The organism is Agrobacterium sp. El2ro-1b, assembly GCF_048298475.1.
In the GTDB taxonomy this organism is placed as follows: domain Bacteria; phylum Pseudomonadota; class Alphaproteobacteria; order Rhizobiales; family Rhizobiaceae; genus Agrobacterium; species Agrobacterium fabrum.
Genome location: NZ_CP103458.1, coordinates 2,129,982 through 2,143,972, shown reverse-complemented (window position 1 = coordinate 2,143,972; position 13,991 = coordinate 2,129,982). Strand labels below are relative to the sequence as shown.

The following is a 13,991-nucleotide window of genomic DNA, read 5'->3' as shown; positions in this document are numbered from 1 at the left end:
ATCGCGTCAACCGACGCGCCGGTCTTCTTTGTTTTGGGAGCATGTTCATGACGCGTCTGGCAACCGCCCGCCTTGTCCTGCGGCCGCATGCCATTTCGGACGAAGCGCTTTATTGCGCCTTCTGGGCGGCGGCTGTCCGGCCGATCGAGGGGGTGACGTCGATTGCGCCGCTGGACCCGGAACTCGCCTTCGCGCGCCTGTTGCGTTTCATCGGCCATTGGTCCGTTTTCGGTTTCGGCCCCTTCGTGGTGGAAGAGCTTGCCACGGGGCGCATCGTCGGTGAGGTGGGCTTTGCCCATATGCGTCGCGGCAATGGTGGGGATTTCGACGGGGTGCCCGAGGCGATGTGGAAGATCGACGGGCAACTGACGGGCAGGGGTGTCGCAACCGAAGCGGTTGAGACCGCGACGCGCTGGTTCGACGAGAGCGGGACGTCGCAGCGGACCGTCTGCATGATCGATGCGCTGAACACGCCGTCGCTGGCGATCGCGACCCGATTCGGCTTTCATCCGTTTCGCGAGATGATGTTCCGCAACAATCCCGTCCGGCTTTTCGAGCGTGTGAGCGGGAAATAAGGCGACAGGGGCGGCGGCGCAGGAGACCTTGAACAGGTTTCAGAACGTGCTGAAACCTGTTCAAGGTCTCGGTAAATGGCGGTTTGAGGCAAGGGTTGGCCATGTCAACTCCTGGAGCCTCTCATGCGTCTCTTTCTTCTGACGGTAATCGTCGTCCTTTCCACCCTTCGTGCCGCGATGGCGGACGGCGCCATCGGTTTCAAACAGACGGAATTGCCTGTTGATGCCGGCGGGCGTGCGCTCACCATATCCCTGTGGTATCCGTCCGCACCCTTGGGCAAAACCGAGACCGTGGGAAAAAACGCTGCCTTTTATGGCCTTGAAGTGCAGCCGGGTGCGCCATTGCTTGCGGGGTCTCGCCCTCTTGTCCTGCTATCGCACGGTTTCGGCGGAAGCTGGCGTAATCTCAACTGGATTGCCGGCGAGCTTGTCCAGCAGGGTTATGTGGTGGCTGCCCCTGACCATAACGGCGAATCATTTACCGAGGCCAATGCGACCGAGATCGTTCCGTTATGGGAGCGACCGCGCGACATCAGCCGAACGCTGACGGCATTGCTTGATCTTGATGATCTTGCGGGCAGGATCGATAGCCAGCGAATCGCCGTGATCGGCCATTCTCTCGGTGGCTGGACCGCGATGGAGCTGGCAGGCGCCCGTTACAGCGCCGATCTTGCGCTGAAGGATTGCAACACGGAGAAGCTGCCGCCGCACTGCAAGGCGCCGCGGTTGCTGGGCAAGGTTGGCATTGTCGGTGGCGGCAAGGCCGATCCGCGTCTGGCGATGGATTGGCGCGATGCCCGCATCCGTGCCGTGATTGCGCTCGATCTCGGGCCGGCTGCCGGTTTTCTGCCGGAGACGCTGCAGCAGGTGAAGGTGCCGGTTCTGGTTCTGGCCGCAGGCGTGGAGACCCCGGAGATCGCCGCCATCAAGGCCGATTCGGACTATATTGCCGGGTATCTGCCCAAGGCGACGCGCATTTACCGGGAAATACCGGATGCCAGCCATTTCAGCTTCATGCAGATCTGCAAGCCGAACGGCGAAAAAATCGTGGAGGAGCTTTCGCCGGGCGAAGGGTTCGTCTGCCGCGATGGCGGCGGCAGGGACCGTGCTGCCCTTCATGCAGAGATTGCCGACGCAATCCTTGGCTTCCTGAAAGCGGAAATGCGTTAAGACTTTTGAAGCGCTTCGGGGCTGTGGCGGCCCCGAAACCTTACGACTTTCAGGCGGTCTTGACCTGGTGATAACGATAAACGAGGTCCTCGGGGTCGGAGCGTGGAGCCGACGGATCGAGAGTGCCGCCGATTCGTTCGGCGACGGCCGCCGATTTTCGGTTTTGCGGCGAGACGTAGCTGACCAGTGTCGGCAGGTTCAGGGTCTCGAAAGCCCAGTCGCGCAGTGCAACTGCGGCTTCTGCTGCATAACCCCGGCCTTCATGACCCTCGTAAAGCAGCCACCCGAGTTCCTTTTCGGGAAAGAGCGGGCCGTGATTGATGCCGATCTGGCCGATACATTCACCCGTCTCGCCAAGGTCGATCATCAAGGCGCCATGGCCGAAGAAGTGCCAGTTGGCCAGATCGTGGCAGAATACACCCCATGTCGACGGCAGGTCATAGGGGCCGCCGACGCCGGTGGAGCGCGGTGACGCCATGAAATCCCGATAGGCGGGGAAGTCCGCCATGGCCAGTGGGCGTAATATCAGGCGTTCGGTCCGGAGGGTTGGGATTGCGTGGTTCATAGACCGGCGTCCTTTGGCGATGCGTGGCTGGGTCTTTCTCTTGCTCATTCCTGTGACAGGTATAGGAATGAGCAACAAAAAACCCGCTGTCGCCAGCGGGTCTTTTAAAAACTGCCCTGTACCCTATTGGATCAGGCGGTTTCGAGGAATTCCGCAGCGCCATCCGGCTCGCGCAGAACATAGCCGCGGCCCCAGACGGTTTCGATGTAGTTTGCACCGCCGGCGGCATTTGCCAGCTTCTTGCGCAGCTTGCAGATGAAGACGTCGATGATCTTCAGTTCCGGCTCGTCCATGCCGCCATAAAGGTGGTTCAGGAACATTTCCTTGGTCAGCGTCGTGCCCTTGCGCAGCGAAAGCAGCTCGAGCATCTGATATTCCTTGCCGGTCAGGTGAACGCGCTGACCGCCCACTTCAACCGTCTTGGCATCGAGATTGACGATCAGCTCACCGGTGGAGATGACCGACTGCGCATGGCCCTTGGAACGGCGGACGATGGCGTGAATACGGGCAACAAGCTCATCCTTGTGGAACGGCTTCGTCATGTAATCGTCTGCGCCGAAGCCGAGGCCGCGCACCTTGTCCTCGATGCCGGCCATGCCGGACAGGATGAGGATCGGCGTCTTGACCTTGGAGAGGCGAAGCGTTCTCAGAACCTCGTAACCCGACATGTCGGGCAGGTTGAGGTCGAGAAGAATAATGTCGTAGTCGTAAAGCTTGCCAAGGTCGACGCCTTCCTCACCGAGGTCGGTCGTGTAGACGTTAAAGCTTTCCGACTTGAGCATCAGTTCAATGCTCTGCGCTGTTGCGCTGTCGTCTTCAATCAGTAGAACCCGCATAATTATCCCCTTTGCCGCCCGCGAACCGGTAAATCATTGCCTCGCGCGATGCGGATCCAGACGTTGCCTGATTTGCAGGCTGCCACCAAATGGTTAACAAATTCTAATTGCCTTTGGCAAGGTGTATCGAATTTATTAAGCAAACAAGGCATTTCGCTGTTTTTGCACGTGAATCCACCATCGCCAAAATTGAAGCTTAACGTGAGGATTTCCCGCTAAGTGATTCAATCGACTCTTACATCGTCTGGCCCATTTTTTTGGACCTGGCATTTACCGACCCTTAAATGATCGTGTTTATCATTAACGATGCCCGTAAACGAAAGGTTAACGACGGCGGTTTTTTATTAACGTCGGGTAACTTTTAGGAATCATTCCGGCACAACGGGTTAACCCGGCCGGTTGAACGGGCGGGTTAAACGGGCCGATCAGGGGGCATAGTGCCTTTTTGATCCGGGTCTCGCTATCCATGGAGTATTGCGTATGAAGTCGCGTGACAGCCTGGTTCGCCTGAAGGAATTTCAGGTCAACGAAAAACGTCGGCAGCTTAACCAGTTGCAGCAGATGATGTCCGAATTCGAGCGAATGGCAAAGGAACTGGTGCATCAGATCTCGCTGGAGGAAAGCAAGTCGGGCATTAGCGATCCGACGCATTTCGCCTATCCGACCTTTGCCAAGGCCGCGCGCCAGCGGGCGGATAATCTTCAGGTCTCGATCCGGGAACTGAAGGCCCAGCAGGAAGCGGCGGAAGCTTCGCTGGAAGAGGTGCAGGCCGAATATGAAAAGGCCGCGGCGCTGGAAAACCGCGACGGAGCGATCCGCGCCCGCGCCTGAGGATTGGCGCGACACCAGATGAACGATCGTCGTCATTGACGGCTGCCGGTGGATCAGGAGGCGGCTTTCAATGACAGGACGCCCATGCATTTTTTCTAAAAAGGCCGCTCCGCAAGGGCGGCCTTTTTGCTTTGCTGCGTAGCCGGTGTCTCCCGCCGGGAGGCGACCCCGATTTCGATTGTCCGGGGTCGGGGAAAGGCGTAATTTGAGGGGGTTCCGACCATGAGCCGGAGGCTTTTACGCGCACGCGCCCCGTGCGGGTGCGGGCGGCAATGCAGGGAGGAAAAAATGGCCCGCCAATTTATCGATTGCCGTGAATTCCCCAGTGACAGCAAATGCACGATCGCCATCTCCGCCGATTCTCAGGAAGAGCTTCTGGAAGCGGCCGTGCAGCACGCCGTTGCGGTGCACGGCGCGCAGGATACGCTCGAATTCCGTGAGGAAGTGCGCCGGAGCATGCATGCCGGGACGCCGCCGCTGAAGGTGGCGTGACGGGAGGCTCGACGCGTATTGATGAATGGCACAATATGGGAAGGGGCTGCGAGAGACCGGTCGTATGCCGCTTGTTCCTTCTCCCCGCCGGGGAGAAGTCCGCGGCAGCGGGATGAGGGTAGAGATACTCGGAGAGCTAGCCCCCTCATCCAGCCCTTCGGGCCACCTTCTCCCCCTCGGGGAGAAGAAATATGCCGCGACGTTTGCGAATATTCTGCCCTTTTACAGAATGAAGCGCCCTTACCCCTGGATAACATCCGCCCAGTCGGCATGGCGCAGGGTCTGGGCCTTGAAGAAGGGGCAGAGCGGAATGATCTTCCAGCCGCCCTTCCGCGCTTCATCGATGGCATGGGCGGCGAGCGCCTGGCCGACACCCTTGCCGCGCAGCGCATCGGGCACGCCGGTATGGTCGATGATGATGAGGGAAGGGGAGGTGCGCGAATAGGTCATCTCGGCCTTGTGGCCGTCGATGGTTGCCGAATATTCACCGCGCGATCCGGTTTCGGTTGTCTTGATATCCATGATCTCTGCCTTCGCATTACTGTTCGTTTTTTCCAATGTAACGGCTTGCGCCTGAATTGAAACAGCGGGATAGCGAACGCAGTGGACACAAACCGGTGACAGTCACCGGCTGTGTCGGGCAATTTTCAGGGGAAATCCAAAATCAAACCGAAAGCCCCGTCGATACGACGGGGCGTTTTGGAAGTTCGGTTTGGGCGCGTCGCCGCGCCAGCGCACTGGTTTAGTGGCGATATTGCTGGATGCGCGTGGTGCGCAGGCCGGCAAGGCCATGATCGGAGATCGAGGACTGCCAGGACAGGAATTCTTCGACGGTAAGCGTATAACGCTCGCAGGCTTCCTCGAGGCTCAATAGTCCTCCGCGTACCGCTGCAACCACCTCCGCCTTTCTGCGAATGACCCAGCGACGGGTATTGGCAGGCGGAAGATCCGCAATCGTCAGAGGGCTGCCATCGGGGCCGATGACATATTTAACTCGTGGGCGTATCATTTCGGTCATTGGACACTCTATACAAACTCAAGACCATATGACGGGAACTTTAGCCCCGTACCTTTAAAAATTGCCTAAGCAGGTCGTGACAATTTATTAAGAATTTGAACGGTTTCGCCTGATTTGTTCGAGTCGCCTTATTTTGCCGGGAAAAAATTTTTCCAAAAATCGCAATTTTTCTCGCTCATCGGTTGTTTTCCTCACAATGCCGCAAGCGACAGGCACGTTTTCCCGCCTCCCTGGGTCAATTCCACCGTTCCCTCATGGTGCAGCCGCAGGCGGTCGCCGGCATCGAGGAGAAGAAGCGCGGTTGCCGACTGCGTGGTGCCGGCGCTTGAGGCATTGCCGGCGATGCTGAAATTTGCCGCAGCGCCATTGACGCCGAGCGTCACCCGGTGGCCGGAGGAGGTGACGACAGCCAGTGACAGCATGGCGAGATAAAGTCCCTTGGCGGGAATGACGAGGTCCCGCCCGCCGCCGCTCACCGCATCACCAAGCGCAAAACCGCCCTCGGCGATGGTGAGCACGGAAAAACCGGCGGCGGAGCCGTTGGCAGGTTTCGTCGTGCCCGCCGGCAGGCCGGCGACGGCAAGCGGGCGGTTCGGCATCGAGACCCGGCCATCGCCGCTGCATAAAATCGCCGTGTGCCAGGATGTGCCATCCCGGCTGGTCTTGATGGAAAAGCCGTCGCTGCCGGCAAGGCCCAGTTCCGCCCGGCCGCTCCAGCCCGACTGGAACAGCAGCGAGGCAGTATCGGCTTTGCCCGCCTTGTTGACCGTCAGGCGGTGGCTGCCGTCATCCTGTGCATGGGTGAAGAGGCTGGCGGGGGAGGCGAGCGCCATGCGATTGTTCGCATCGGCATCCGTGCCGATACCCAGCCTTTCCAGCCGGCCGCTGGTTGGCAGCGGCATGTCGCGCCAGTTCCCGTCCTGCAGCACCCGGTATCTGGCCTCGGTCACAAACCATGCCGTCCAGCCGGGCTGAGGGGTGATTGAAAGCCACGCGCCATCCTGCCGGAAAGCGAGCCTGCCGCCCTTGCCGACCCAGTCGCCCGTGGCATCGGCCGAGAGGAGGAAGCACTCTCCTTCCGCTGCATTTTCGGGCGGTGCGGTGACTGTGGCCCTGATGACGAGTTGCACGATCGCATCGAGCCTTTGCAGGGCTTCATTGTGGGTGACGTGTTTCTGGGCCTGCGAGGGCAGGATATAGGGAAGCCGAAGTCTTGCCGTCTGTTCCGTCATGATGTGCCTTCCGCGTGGTTGCGTTGGTTCGCGGGGCATTGTGATGCGGTGGCGGGGGGTGGGGATGAAGGGGGAAGGGATTATTTTTTGGGGCGCTGGAATAGGCGTGTCTTGGGGCTTCGGCGTTTGCCGCTTACCCCCCTCTGTCCTGCCGGACATCTCCCCCACAAGGGGGGAGATCGACTCGCGGCGATGTCTGAGGATGGAGTGGTGAAAGCGCGCCTTGCCGCTCTCCCCCCTTGAGGGGGAGATGCCCGGCAGGGCAGAGGGGGGTAAGCGGCATACTCTGAAGCTCAACAAATGCCACGCGTCGCAAAGAGCCGCAGCAGACGGCAAAGCGAGTATTACCCCGCGTGATCTGCCACTACCGCCATCGCCCCTTCGGCAATAAAATCCGGATTGGCCAGCGCATCCTCGCCATCGCCCCTGACTTCATAGGCAAGAAGCTGTCCGTCGCAATCGAGTGTGCGGCCGCCTGCGGCACGCAGTACGGCGTCGCCGGCGGCGGTGTCCCACATCATGGTGCGGCTGAAGCGGGGATAGATATCGGCGGCACCCTCCGCCAGCATGCAGAATTTCAGTGATGAACCGACCGAGATACAGTCCTTCAGCCCGTGTTCGGCCACGAAGGCTTCCGTCTTTGCCGTGCAATGCGAGCGGCTGATCAGCGCCACAGGCGAAGCGCCGCGTCGGCGGGCGCGGATCGGGTGGCGCGACAGGATCGCGCCGTCGCCTGATATTGCGAGCTTTTCGGCGGCGTTGTCCTTGCCCGTCCATGCCTGGCCGCGACAGGGGGCGTAGACAACGCCGGCCACCGGCACGCCATTGCGGATGAGCGCTATATTGACGGTGAAATCGTCCTTGCCGGAAATGAATTCCTTCGTGCCGTCAAGCGGATCGACCAGAAAGAACTCCGCCCCGGTTTCCGGCAGGATGCCGTTCGACACGGCCTCTTCGGCAACCACGGGGATTTGAGGGAAATGCGCAGCCAGCGCCGCGAGAATGATCGTCTCGGCGCGCTGATCGGCTTCGGTCACCGGCGAGCAGTCATCCTTGTAGGACACATGCGGGCCCGCACGGTGAACCGCCATGATCGCCTGTCCGGCGTCCAGCGCCGCTGTCGTCAATATGTCGATCATCTCTCTGCCACAGCCATCCGGCGACGGGGGCATCCCGTAACGGGGTTTTGCCATTTCGATCTTCGCTACTCCTTTGTCCGCTGCCCGTCAAATAAAGGCATTGGACAATGTTAAAATAGGTATCGACCGCCATTTTTTCAGCACTTCCTGCCAAAATCATGGCTCTTTTGACCGGGAAAGCGGCAGTCCATGTGGAAATTCCAAATTTTGTGCAGGATTGCCCGTTTTTGACTTCACATTTTTAGCGAACACGATATGCATTTTGGTAGTGGGGTCAGCTTTTAATGGCTTCCCTATAATTAACATAACGAGGCGTGGCCCATTTGAGGCCATACCCGGGGGAAAGACATGGAGTATTTTATCCAGCAGCTCATCAACGGGCTGACTCTTGGATCGATCTATGGCCTCATCGCTATCGGCTACACGATGGTTTACGGCATCATCGGCATGATCAACTTCGCCCATGGCGATATTTTCATGCTTGGCGGCTTTGCCGCGCTGATCGTATTTCTGATCGCAACATCGTTTTTCGCCGGCATTCCGGTGGCGCTTCTTCTGCTTTTGATGATGATCGTCGCCATGCTGATGACCGGCCTGTGGAACTGGGTGATCGAGCGCGTCGCCTACCGCCCGCTCAGAGGTTCCTTCCGCCTTGCGCCGCTGATCACTGCCATCGGCATGTCGATCGCGCTGTCCAACTTCATTCAGGTCACCCAGGGCCCGCGCAACAAGCCGATCCCCTCCATGGTGACGGAAAGCTATCATTTCGGCGCCATCACCGTGTCGCTGAAGCAGCTGATCATCATGGTCGTTACCTCGGTACTGCTTTTCGCCTTCTGGTATATCGTCAACAAGACCCCGCTCGGCCGGGCGCAGCGCGCCACCGAGCAGGACCGCAAGATGGCCGCCCTTCTGGGGGTTGATGTCGACAAGACGATTTCCATTACCTTCATCATGGGTGCGGCGCTGGCTGCGGTCGCGGGCACCATGTATCTGATGTATTACGGTGTTGCCTCGTTCAGCGACGGCTTCGTTCCCGGCGTCAAGGCCTTCACCGCGGCCGTCCTCGGCGGTATCGGCTCGCTTCCGGGCGCTGTTCTCGGTGGCCTGCTGATCGGTCTCATCGAATCGCTGTGGTCGGCCTATTTCTCCATTGCCTACAAGGATGTTGCGGCATTCGGCATCCTGGCATTCGTGCTGATCTTCAAGCCGACCGGTATTCTGGGTCGTCCGGAAGTCGAGAAGGTGTGATCCCATGACCAATATCGCTTCCGAAAATGCCGCTTCCAGCCCGAGCCTGATGGCGACGGCCGTGAAGGAGGGCCTGATTGCCGGCGTCATCTCGTTCGGCATGTTCATTCTCTATATCGGCATCATCACCTATCAGGATATCAACAACCAGCTGATCTGGGGCACCCGCTGGGGGCTGCTGGCGATCTTCGTCGCTGTCGCCGCCGTTGGCCGCTTTCTTGTGGTCGGTTTCATCAAGCCGTCGCTGGATCGGCGCAAGCTCTCCAAGGCCAAAAGCGGCGTGCTGGAAATCTCCGAAGAAAAAGGCTTTTTCCATAAGCACTTCCTGAAGTTCGCGCTGGTTCTGCTGCTGCTTTATCCCGTGATTGCCGTGCAGCTTTTCGGTTTTCAGGGTTCGCTGAAATTCGTCGACAATTTCGGCATCCAGATCCTGATCTACGTGATGCTGGCCTGGGGCCTCAATATCGTCGTCGGTCTCGCTGGCCTGCTCGATCTCGGTTATGTGGCCTTTTATGCGGTGGGCGCTTATTCCTACGCGCTGCTTTCCAGCCAGTTCGGCCTGTCCTTCTGGGTGCTTCTGCCGGTTGCCGGTATTCTTGCCGGCTTCTGGGGCGTCATCCTCGGTTTCCCGGTGCTTCGTCTTCGCGGCGACTATCTGGCGATCGTCACGCTTGCCTTCGGTGAAATCATCCGTCTCGTGCTGTTGAATTGGACGGCCGTCACCAAGGGCACCTTTGGTATTTCCGGCATCGCCAAGGCGTCCGTCTTCGGCATCTGGTCCTTCGATGTCGGCGCGCCCAACAACTTCGCCAAGGTCTTTGGCCTGTCGATGTCGTCGGCCTATTACAAGATTTTCCTGTTCTACGTGATCCTGCTTCTGTGCATGCTGACGGCTTACGTCACCATCAAGTTGCGCCGCATGCCGATCGGCCGCGCATGGGAAGCGTTGCGTGAAGATGAAATCGCCTGCCGTTCGCTCGGCATCGATACCGTCATCACCAAGCTCACCGCCTTTGCGACGGGCGCGATGTTCGGCGGTTTTGCCGGTTCGTTCTTCGCTGCGCGTCAGGGTTTCGTGTCGCCGGAAAGCTTCGTGTTCCTCGAATCTGCCGTCATTCTCGCCATCGTCGTTCTCGGCGGCATGGGCTCGCTGACGGGTATCGCCATTGCGGCGCTCGTCATGGTCGGCGGCACCGAGCTTCTGCGCGAAATGGAGTTCCTGAAGCATGTCTTCGGGCCCGATTTCACGCCGGAACTTTACCGCATGCTGCTCTTCGGCCTCGCCATGGTCATCGTCATGCTGTTCAAGCCGCGCGGCTTCGTCGGCTCGCGTGAACCCACGGCCTTCCTTAGGGAGCGCAAGGCCGTGTCCGGCAGCTTTACCAAGGAAGGTCACGGTTGATGGCTTCCGGAACGATGAACATGACATCCAATACGACCGGCAATACCACTGGCGACACGATCCTCAAGGTCGAACATCTCTCGATGAAGTTTGGCGGCCTGATGGCCATCAACGACTTCTCCTTCGAGGCGAAGCGCGGTGAGATCACCGCGCTGATCGGCCCGAACGGCGCTGGAAAGACCACGGTTTTCAACTGCATCACCGGCTTCTACAAGCCGACGATGGGCATGATCACCATGCGCCAGCAAAACGGCGAGGCGCATCTTCTCGAGCGCCTGCCGGATTTCGAGATCACCAAGAAGGCGAAGGTGGCACGCACCTTCCAGAACATCCGGCTGTTTTCAGGCCTGACTGTTCTGGAAAACCTGCTGGTGGCGCAGCACAATGCGCTGATGAAGGCCTCGGGTTACACCATTCTCGGTCTTCTCGGTCTCCCTGCCTACAAAAGAGCGGTCGCTAGCTCGATCGAGAAAGCCAAGTACTGGCTGGAAAAGGCCGATCTGATCGACCGCGCCGACGACCCGGCCGGTGATCTGCCCTATGGCGCGCAGCGCCGTCTGGAAATCGCTCGCGCCATGTGCACAGGGCCTGAACTTCTGTGCCTCGATGAGCCGGCCGCCGGCCTCAACCCGAAGGAATCGCTGGCGCTCAACACGCTGTTGCGCAGCATACGCGACGAAGGCACGTCGTTGCTCCTGATCGAGCATGACATGTCCGTTGTGATGCAGATTTCCGACCATGTCGTGGTTCTGGAATATGGCCAGAAGATTTCCGACGGCACGCCGGACCATGTGAAGAACGACCCGAAGGTCATCGCCGCCTATCTTGGTGTCGAGGATGATGAAGTGGAAGACGTGATTGCGGAAGAACTCGACGGAGGAGCGGCCTGATGTCCGGTGAAACGCTTCTCAAAGTTCAGGGTGTCGAAACCTATTATGGCAATATCCGCGCTCTGGCCGGTGTCGATGTCGAAGTCAACAAGGGTGAAATTGTCAGCCTGATCGGCGCCAACGGCGCCGGCAAATCGACGCTGATGATGACCATCTGCGGCAGCCCGCAGGCGCGTACCGGCCAAGTGATCTTCGACGGTGAGGACATTACCCAGCTGCCGACGCATCTCATTGCCCGCAAGCGCATCGCCCAGTCGCCCGAAGGCCGCCGGATTTTTCCGCGCATGACGGTGCTGGAAAATCTGCAGATGGGCGCCAATCTCGACAATCTGAAATATTTCAAGGAAGACGTCGAGAAGATCTTCGTGATGTTCCCGCGCCTGAAAGAGCGCCAGAGCCAGCGCGGCGGCACGCTTTCCGGCGGCGAACAGCAGATGCTCTCCATCGGCCGCGCGCTGATGGCACGGCCGAAGCTGCTTCTGCTCGACGAGCCGTCGCTCGGTCTCGCGCCGCTGATCGTCAAGGGCATCTTCGAGGCGATCAAGAAGCTGAACAAGGAAGAGGGGCTGACCGTCTTCCTGGTGGAGCAGAACGCCTTTGCCGCCCTCAAGCTTTCCGACCGCGCTTATGTGATGGTCAACGGCAAGGTGACGATGAGCGGTTCGGGCAGAGAACTGCTCGCCGATCCGCAGGTGCGCGCCGCCTATCTGGAAGGCGGGCGGCACTGAAAGATTTTACTTGCGCCGGAAATTTTGCGGCGCAAGACTGCAAACCGCAACCTGCCGCGGCCCTGGTGCCGACGGCGGGACGCAAACAATAAAATGCCCGGCGGGAAAACGACGGGACGACAGACAAGGCAGGGCCAGGGCGTTCCAGCCCGGCACTGATGGGGAAAGAGATGCAGGGCCTTTTTTTCGAAACCGATAACGGCGTGCGTTACGTTCTGCGCGCACTGGTTGTTCTCTTGGGGTTCTGGACGGCGTGGCGCACGGGCAAATCCGTCGCCGATGGCTGGGGCGATTATACGCGTGTGGTGATCTATACGCTGGCATTGGGGCTCGTCATGCGGTTTCTGCATTACGCGCTCTTCAACGGGCCGTTCATCAACGGCTTCTATTACGTGTTTGACGTCGTTCTTCTTCTGGTCTTTTCCAGCATCGGTTTCCGCATGCGCCGGACAAGCCAGATGGTCAATAACTACTATTGGCTCTACGACCGGACGTCGGCATTTTCCTACAAGAAGAAAGATTGACAGGCGGATTTTTCCGGCTGCACAATGCTCGTCAGAGTGGAACGGTTTCTGTTCGGTTAAGGTGGGTATCGAACAGGTCCTTGCAATCAACCCATCCAAGGAACTGGGAGTTAAAGTAATGAAGAAGTCTCTTCTTTCCGCTGTTGCGCTGACCGCCATGGTCGCGTTTGGCGGTTCGGCCTGGGCCGATGTCGTGATCGCTGTCGGCGCACCGCTGACCGGCCCGAACGCTGCTTTCGGCGCTCAGATCCAGAAGGGTGCCGAACAGGCTGCGAAAGACATCAATGCCGCCGGCGGTATCAATGGCGAGCAGATCAAGATCGTGCTGGGCGACGACGTATCCGACCCCAAGCAGGGTATTTCGGTCGCCAACAAATTCGTTGCTGACGGCGTGAAATTCGTTGTCGGTCACTTCAACTCGGGTGTTTCCATTCCGGCATCGGAAGTTTACGCCGAAAACGGCATTCTCGAAATCACGCCCGCTGCGACCAACCCGGTCTTTACCGAGCGTGGCCTGTGGAACACCTTCCGCACCTGCGGCCGTGACGACCAGCAGGGCGGCATCGCCGGCAAGTACCTGGCCGATCATTTCAAGGACGCCAAGGTCGCCATCATTCACGACAAGACGCCTTATGGTCAGGGTCTTGCCGATGAAACCAAAAAGGCTGCCAATGCTGCCGGCGTAACCGAGGTCATGTATGAAGGCGTCAACGTCGGCGACAAGGACTTCTCCGCGCTGATCTCGAAGATGAAGGAAGCCGGCGTTTCCATCATCTACTGGGGCGGCCTGCACACCGAAGCCGGCCTGATCATCCGCCAGGCGGCTGACCAGGGTCTGAAGGCCAAGCTCGTTTCGGGCGACGGTATCGTCTCGAACGAACTTGCCTCCATCGCCGGCGACGCCGTCGAAGGCACGCTGAACACCTTCGGCCCCGATCCGACACTGCGCCCGGAAAACAAGGAACTGGTAGAGAAGTTCAAGGCCGCCGGCTTCAACCCGGAAGCCTACACGCTCTACTCCTATGCCGCGATGCAGGCGATTGCGGGCGCCGCGAAGGCCGCCGGTTCCATCGAGCCGGAAAAGGTTGCCGAAGCCCTGAAGAAAGGCTCCTTCCCGACCGCACTCGGCGAAATCTCCTTCGACGAGAAGGGCGACCCGAAGCTTCCCGGCTACGTCATGTACGAATGGAAGAAGGGTCCGGACGGCAAGTTCACCTACATCCAGCAGGGCAGCTAAGCCTTTCAGCGATACACTATCGAAGCCCGGCAGCGATGCCGGGCTGAGAGCTGAACGGTGCGGTCCTCGTATCGATACGATCCTCGGCACTCTGTGCCGGG

The 13,991-nt window shown here is 59.2% G+C and carries 16 protein-coding genes; 10 read left to right on the top strand and 6 right to left on the bottom strand.

Going from position 1 to position 13,991, the window contains the following annotated elements; all coding sequences use genetic code 11:
* Positions 1-47: 47 nt before the first annotated feature.
* Both NYR50_RS10665 and NYR50_RS10660 read left to right on the top strand, forming a co-directional pair.
* On the top strand, positions 48-575 hold the full coding sequence (locus NYR50_RS10665) for a GNAT family N-acetyltransferase (RefSeq protein ID WP_418135916.1): 528 nt from the start codon (positions 48-50) through the stop codon (positions 573-575).
* Between the two features lie 123 nt (positions 576-698).
* Positions 699-1,745: an alpha/beta hydrolase family protein gene (locus NYR50_RS10660; protein ID WP_418135915.1), complete on the top strand. Its 1,047-nt coding sequence runs from the start codon at positions 699-701 to the stop codon at positions 1,743-1,745.
* A gap of 49 nt (positions 1,746-1,794) precedes the next feature.
* Here NYR50_RS10660 and NYR50_RS10655 read toward each other — a convergent pair whose 3' ends face one another.
* Together NYR50_RS10655 and ctrA are read right to left on the bottom strand one after the other, a co-directional pair.
* Positions 1,795-2,310, bottom strand: a complete 516-nt coding sequence (locus NYR50_RS10655; RefSeq protein WP_418135914.1) for a GNAT family N-acetyltransferase — start codon at positions 2,308-2,310, stop codon at positions 1,795-1,797.
* A gap of 131 nt (positions 2,311-2,441) precedes the next feature.
* Positions 2,442-3,146, bottom strand: coding sequence for a response regulator transcription factor CtrA (gene ctrA, locus NYR50_RS10650; RefSeq protein WP_006314973.1), 705 nt, complete (start codon positions 3,144-3,146; stop codon positions 2,442-2,444).
* 480 nt (positions 3,147-3,626) lie between these two features.
* On the opposite strand from ctrA, the gene NYR50_RS10645 reads away from it, so the two are divergent.
* Positions 3,627-3,977, top strand: a complete 351-nt coding sequence (locus tag NYR50_RS10645; protein WP_080807312.1) for a flagellar export protein FliJ — start codon at positions 3,627-3,629, stop codon at positions 3,975-3,977.
* A 288-nt stretch (positions 3,978-4,265) separates the two neighbouring features.
* Positions 4,266-4,469: a DUF1059 domain-containing protein gene (locus NYR50_RS10640; RefSeq protein WP_418135913.1), complete on the top strand. Its 204-nt coding sequence runs from the start codon at positions 4,266-4,268 to the stop codon at positions 4,467-4,469.
* A 240-nt stretch (positions 4,470-4,709) separates the two neighbouring features.
* Here the strand turns inward: NYR50_RS10640 and NYR50_RS10635 are convergent, their stop codons facing one another.
* The 4 genes from NYR50_RS10635 to cysQ form a co-directional block, all read right to left on the bottom strand.
* The gene (locus NYR50_RS10635; protein ID WP_035216209.1) at positions 4,710-4,991 is read right to left on the bottom strand and encodes a GNAT family N-acetyltransferase; all 282 of its coding nucleotides are present in this window, start codon (positions 4,989-4,991) and stop codon (positions 4,710-4,712) included.
* 220 nt (positions 4,992-5,211) lie between these two features.
* Positions 5,212-5,487, bottom strand: coding sequence for a DUF1153 domain-containing protein (locus NYR50_RS10630; protein ID WP_004430042.1), 276 nt, complete (start codon positions 5,485-5,487; stop codon positions 5,212-5,214).
* Positions 5,488-5,678: 191 nt separating this feature from the next.
* Positions 5,679-6,719 carry a DUF2793 domain-containing protein gene (locus tag NYR50_RS10625; protein ID WP_418135912.1) on the bottom strand — a complete coding sequence of 347 codons (1,041 nt, stop codon included), beginning with the start codon at positions 6,717-6,719 and terminating at the stop codon, positions 5,679-5,681.
* A 344-nt stretch (positions 6,720-7,063) separates the two neighbouring features.
* On the bottom strand, positions 7,064-7,858 hold the full coding sequence (gene cysQ, locus NYR50_RS10620) for a 3'(2'),5'-bisphosphate nucleotidase CysQ (protein WP_174009225.1): 795 nt from the start codon (positions 7,856-7,858) through the stop codon (positions 7,064-7,066).
* Positions 7,859-8,206: 348 nt separating this feature from the next.
* Between cysQ and NYR50_RS10615 the strand changes: the two genes are divergently transcribed.
* From NYR50_RS10615 to NYR50_RS10590, 6 genes are all read left to right on the top strand, one after another.
* On the top strand, positions 8,207-9,109 hold the full coding sequence (locus NYR50_RS10615) for a branched-chain amino acid ABC transporter permease (RefSeq protein ID WP_006314979.1): 903 nt from the start codon (positions 8,207-8,209) through the stop codon (positions 9,107-9,109).
* Between the two features lie 4 nt (positions 9,110-9,113).
* Positions 9,114-10,511 carry a high-affinity branched-chain amino acid ABC transporter permease LivM gene (livM, locus tag NYR50_RS10610; protein ID WP_006314980.1) on the top strand — a complete coding sequence of 466 codons (1,398 nt, stop codon included), beginning with the start codon at positions 9,114-9,116 and terminating at the stop codon, positions 10,509-10,511.
* Positions 10,511-11,401: an ABC transporter ATP-binding protein gene (locus tag NYR50_RS10605; protein ID WP_174009214.1), complete on the top strand. Its 891-nt coding sequence runs from the start codon at positions 10,511-10,513 to the stop codon at positions 11,399-11,401. Before livM ends, NYR50_RS10605 begins: the two co-directional genes overlap by 1 nt.
* Positions 11,401-12,129 carry an ABC transporter ATP-binding protein gene (locus NYR50_RS10600; protein WP_418135911.1) on the top strand — a complete coding sequence of 243 codons (729 nt, stop codon included), beginning with the start codon at positions 11,401-11,403 and terminating at the stop codon, positions 12,127-12,129. The genes NYR50_RS10605 and NYR50_RS10600 overlap by 1 nt, the downstream gene beginning before the upstream one ends.
* 170 nt (positions 12,130-12,299) lie before the next feature.
* Complete coding sequence (locus NYR50_RS10595) at positions 12,300-12,653, top strand: DUF6867 family protein (protein ID WP_006314983.1); 354 nt, start codon at positions 12,300-12,302, stop codon at positions 12,651-12,653.
* 118 nt (positions 12,654-12,771) lie between these two features.
* Positions 12,772-13,890: a branched-chain amino acid ABC transporter substrate-binding protein gene (locus NYR50_RS10590; RefSeq protein ID WP_418135910.1), complete on the top strand. Its 1,119-nt coding sequence runs from the start codon at positions 12,772-12,774 to the stop codon at positions 13,888-13,890.
* Positions 13,891-13,991 lie beyond the last annotated feature (101 nt).

What these genes read in the sequence shown, in the direction of transcription:
- NYR50_RS10665 (WP_418135916.1), top strand. Translation starts at nt 48, where the DNA reads ATGACGCGTCTGGCAACCGCCCGCCTTGTCCTGCGGCCGCATGCCATT.
- NYR50_RS10660 (WP_418135915.1), top strand. Translation starts at nt 699, where the DNA reads ATGCGTCTCTTTCTTCTGACGGTAATCGTCGTCCTTTCCACCCTTCGT.
- NYR50_RS10655 (WP_418135914.1), bottom strand. Translation starts at nt 2,310, where the DNA reads ATGAACCACGCAATCCCAACCCTCCGGACCGAACGCCTGATATTACGC.
- ctrA (WP_006314973.1), bottom strand. Translation starts at nt 3,146, where the DNA reads ATGCGGGTTCTACTGATTGAAGACGACAGCGCAACAGCGCAGAGCATT.
- NYR50_RS10645 (WP_080807312.1), top strand. Translation starts at nt 3,627, where the DNA reads ATGAAGTCGCGTGACAGCCTGGTTCGCCTGAAGGAATTTCAGGTCAAC.
- NYR50_RS10640 (WP_418135913.1), top strand. Translation starts at nt 4,266, where the DNA reads ATGGCCCGCCAATTTATCGATTGCCGTGAATTCCCCAGTGACAGCAAA.
- NYR50_RS10635 (WP_035216209.1), bottom strand. Translation starts at nt 4,991, where the DNA reads ATGGATATCAAGACAACCGAAACCGGATCGCGCGGTGAATATTCGGCA.
- NYR50_RS10630 (WP_004430042.1), bottom strand. Translation starts at nt 5,487, where the DNA reads ATGACCGAAATGATACGCCCACGAGTTAAATATGTCATCGGCCCCGAT.
- NYR50_RS10625 (WP_418135912.1), bottom strand. Translation starts at nt 6,719, where the DNA reads ATGACGGAACAGACGGCAAGACTTCGGCTTCCCTATATCCTGCCCTCG.
- cysQ (WP_174009225.1), bottom strand. Translation starts at nt 7,858, where the DNA reads ATGATCGACATATTGACGACAGCGGCGCTGGACGCCGGACAGGCGATC.
- NYR50_RS10615 (WP_006314979.1), top strand. Translation starts at nt 8,207, where the DNA reads ATGGAGTATTTTATCCAGCAGCTCATCAACGGGCTGACTCTTGGATCG.
- livM (WP_006314980.1), top strand. Translation starts at nt 9,114, where the DNA reads ATGACCAATATCGCTTCCGAAAATGCCGCTTCCAGCCCGAGCCTGATG.
- NYR50_RS10605 (WP_174009214.1), top strand. Translation starts at nt 10,511, where the DNA reads ATGGCTTCCGGAACGATGAACATGACATCCAATACGACCGGCAATACC.
- NYR50_RS10600 (WP_418135911.1), top strand. Translation starts at nt 11,401, where the DNA reads ATGTCCGGTGAAACGCTTCTCAAAGTTCAGGGTGTCGAAACCTATTAT.
- NYR50_RS10595 (WP_006314983.1), top strand. Translation starts at nt 12,300, where the DNA reads ATGCAGGGCCTTTTTTTCGAAACCGATAACGGCGTGCGTTACGTTCTG.
- NYR50_RS10590 (WP_418135910.1), top strand. Translation starts at nt 12,772, where the DNA reads ATGAAGAAGTCTCTTCTTTCCGCTGTTGCGCTGACCGCCATGGTCGCG.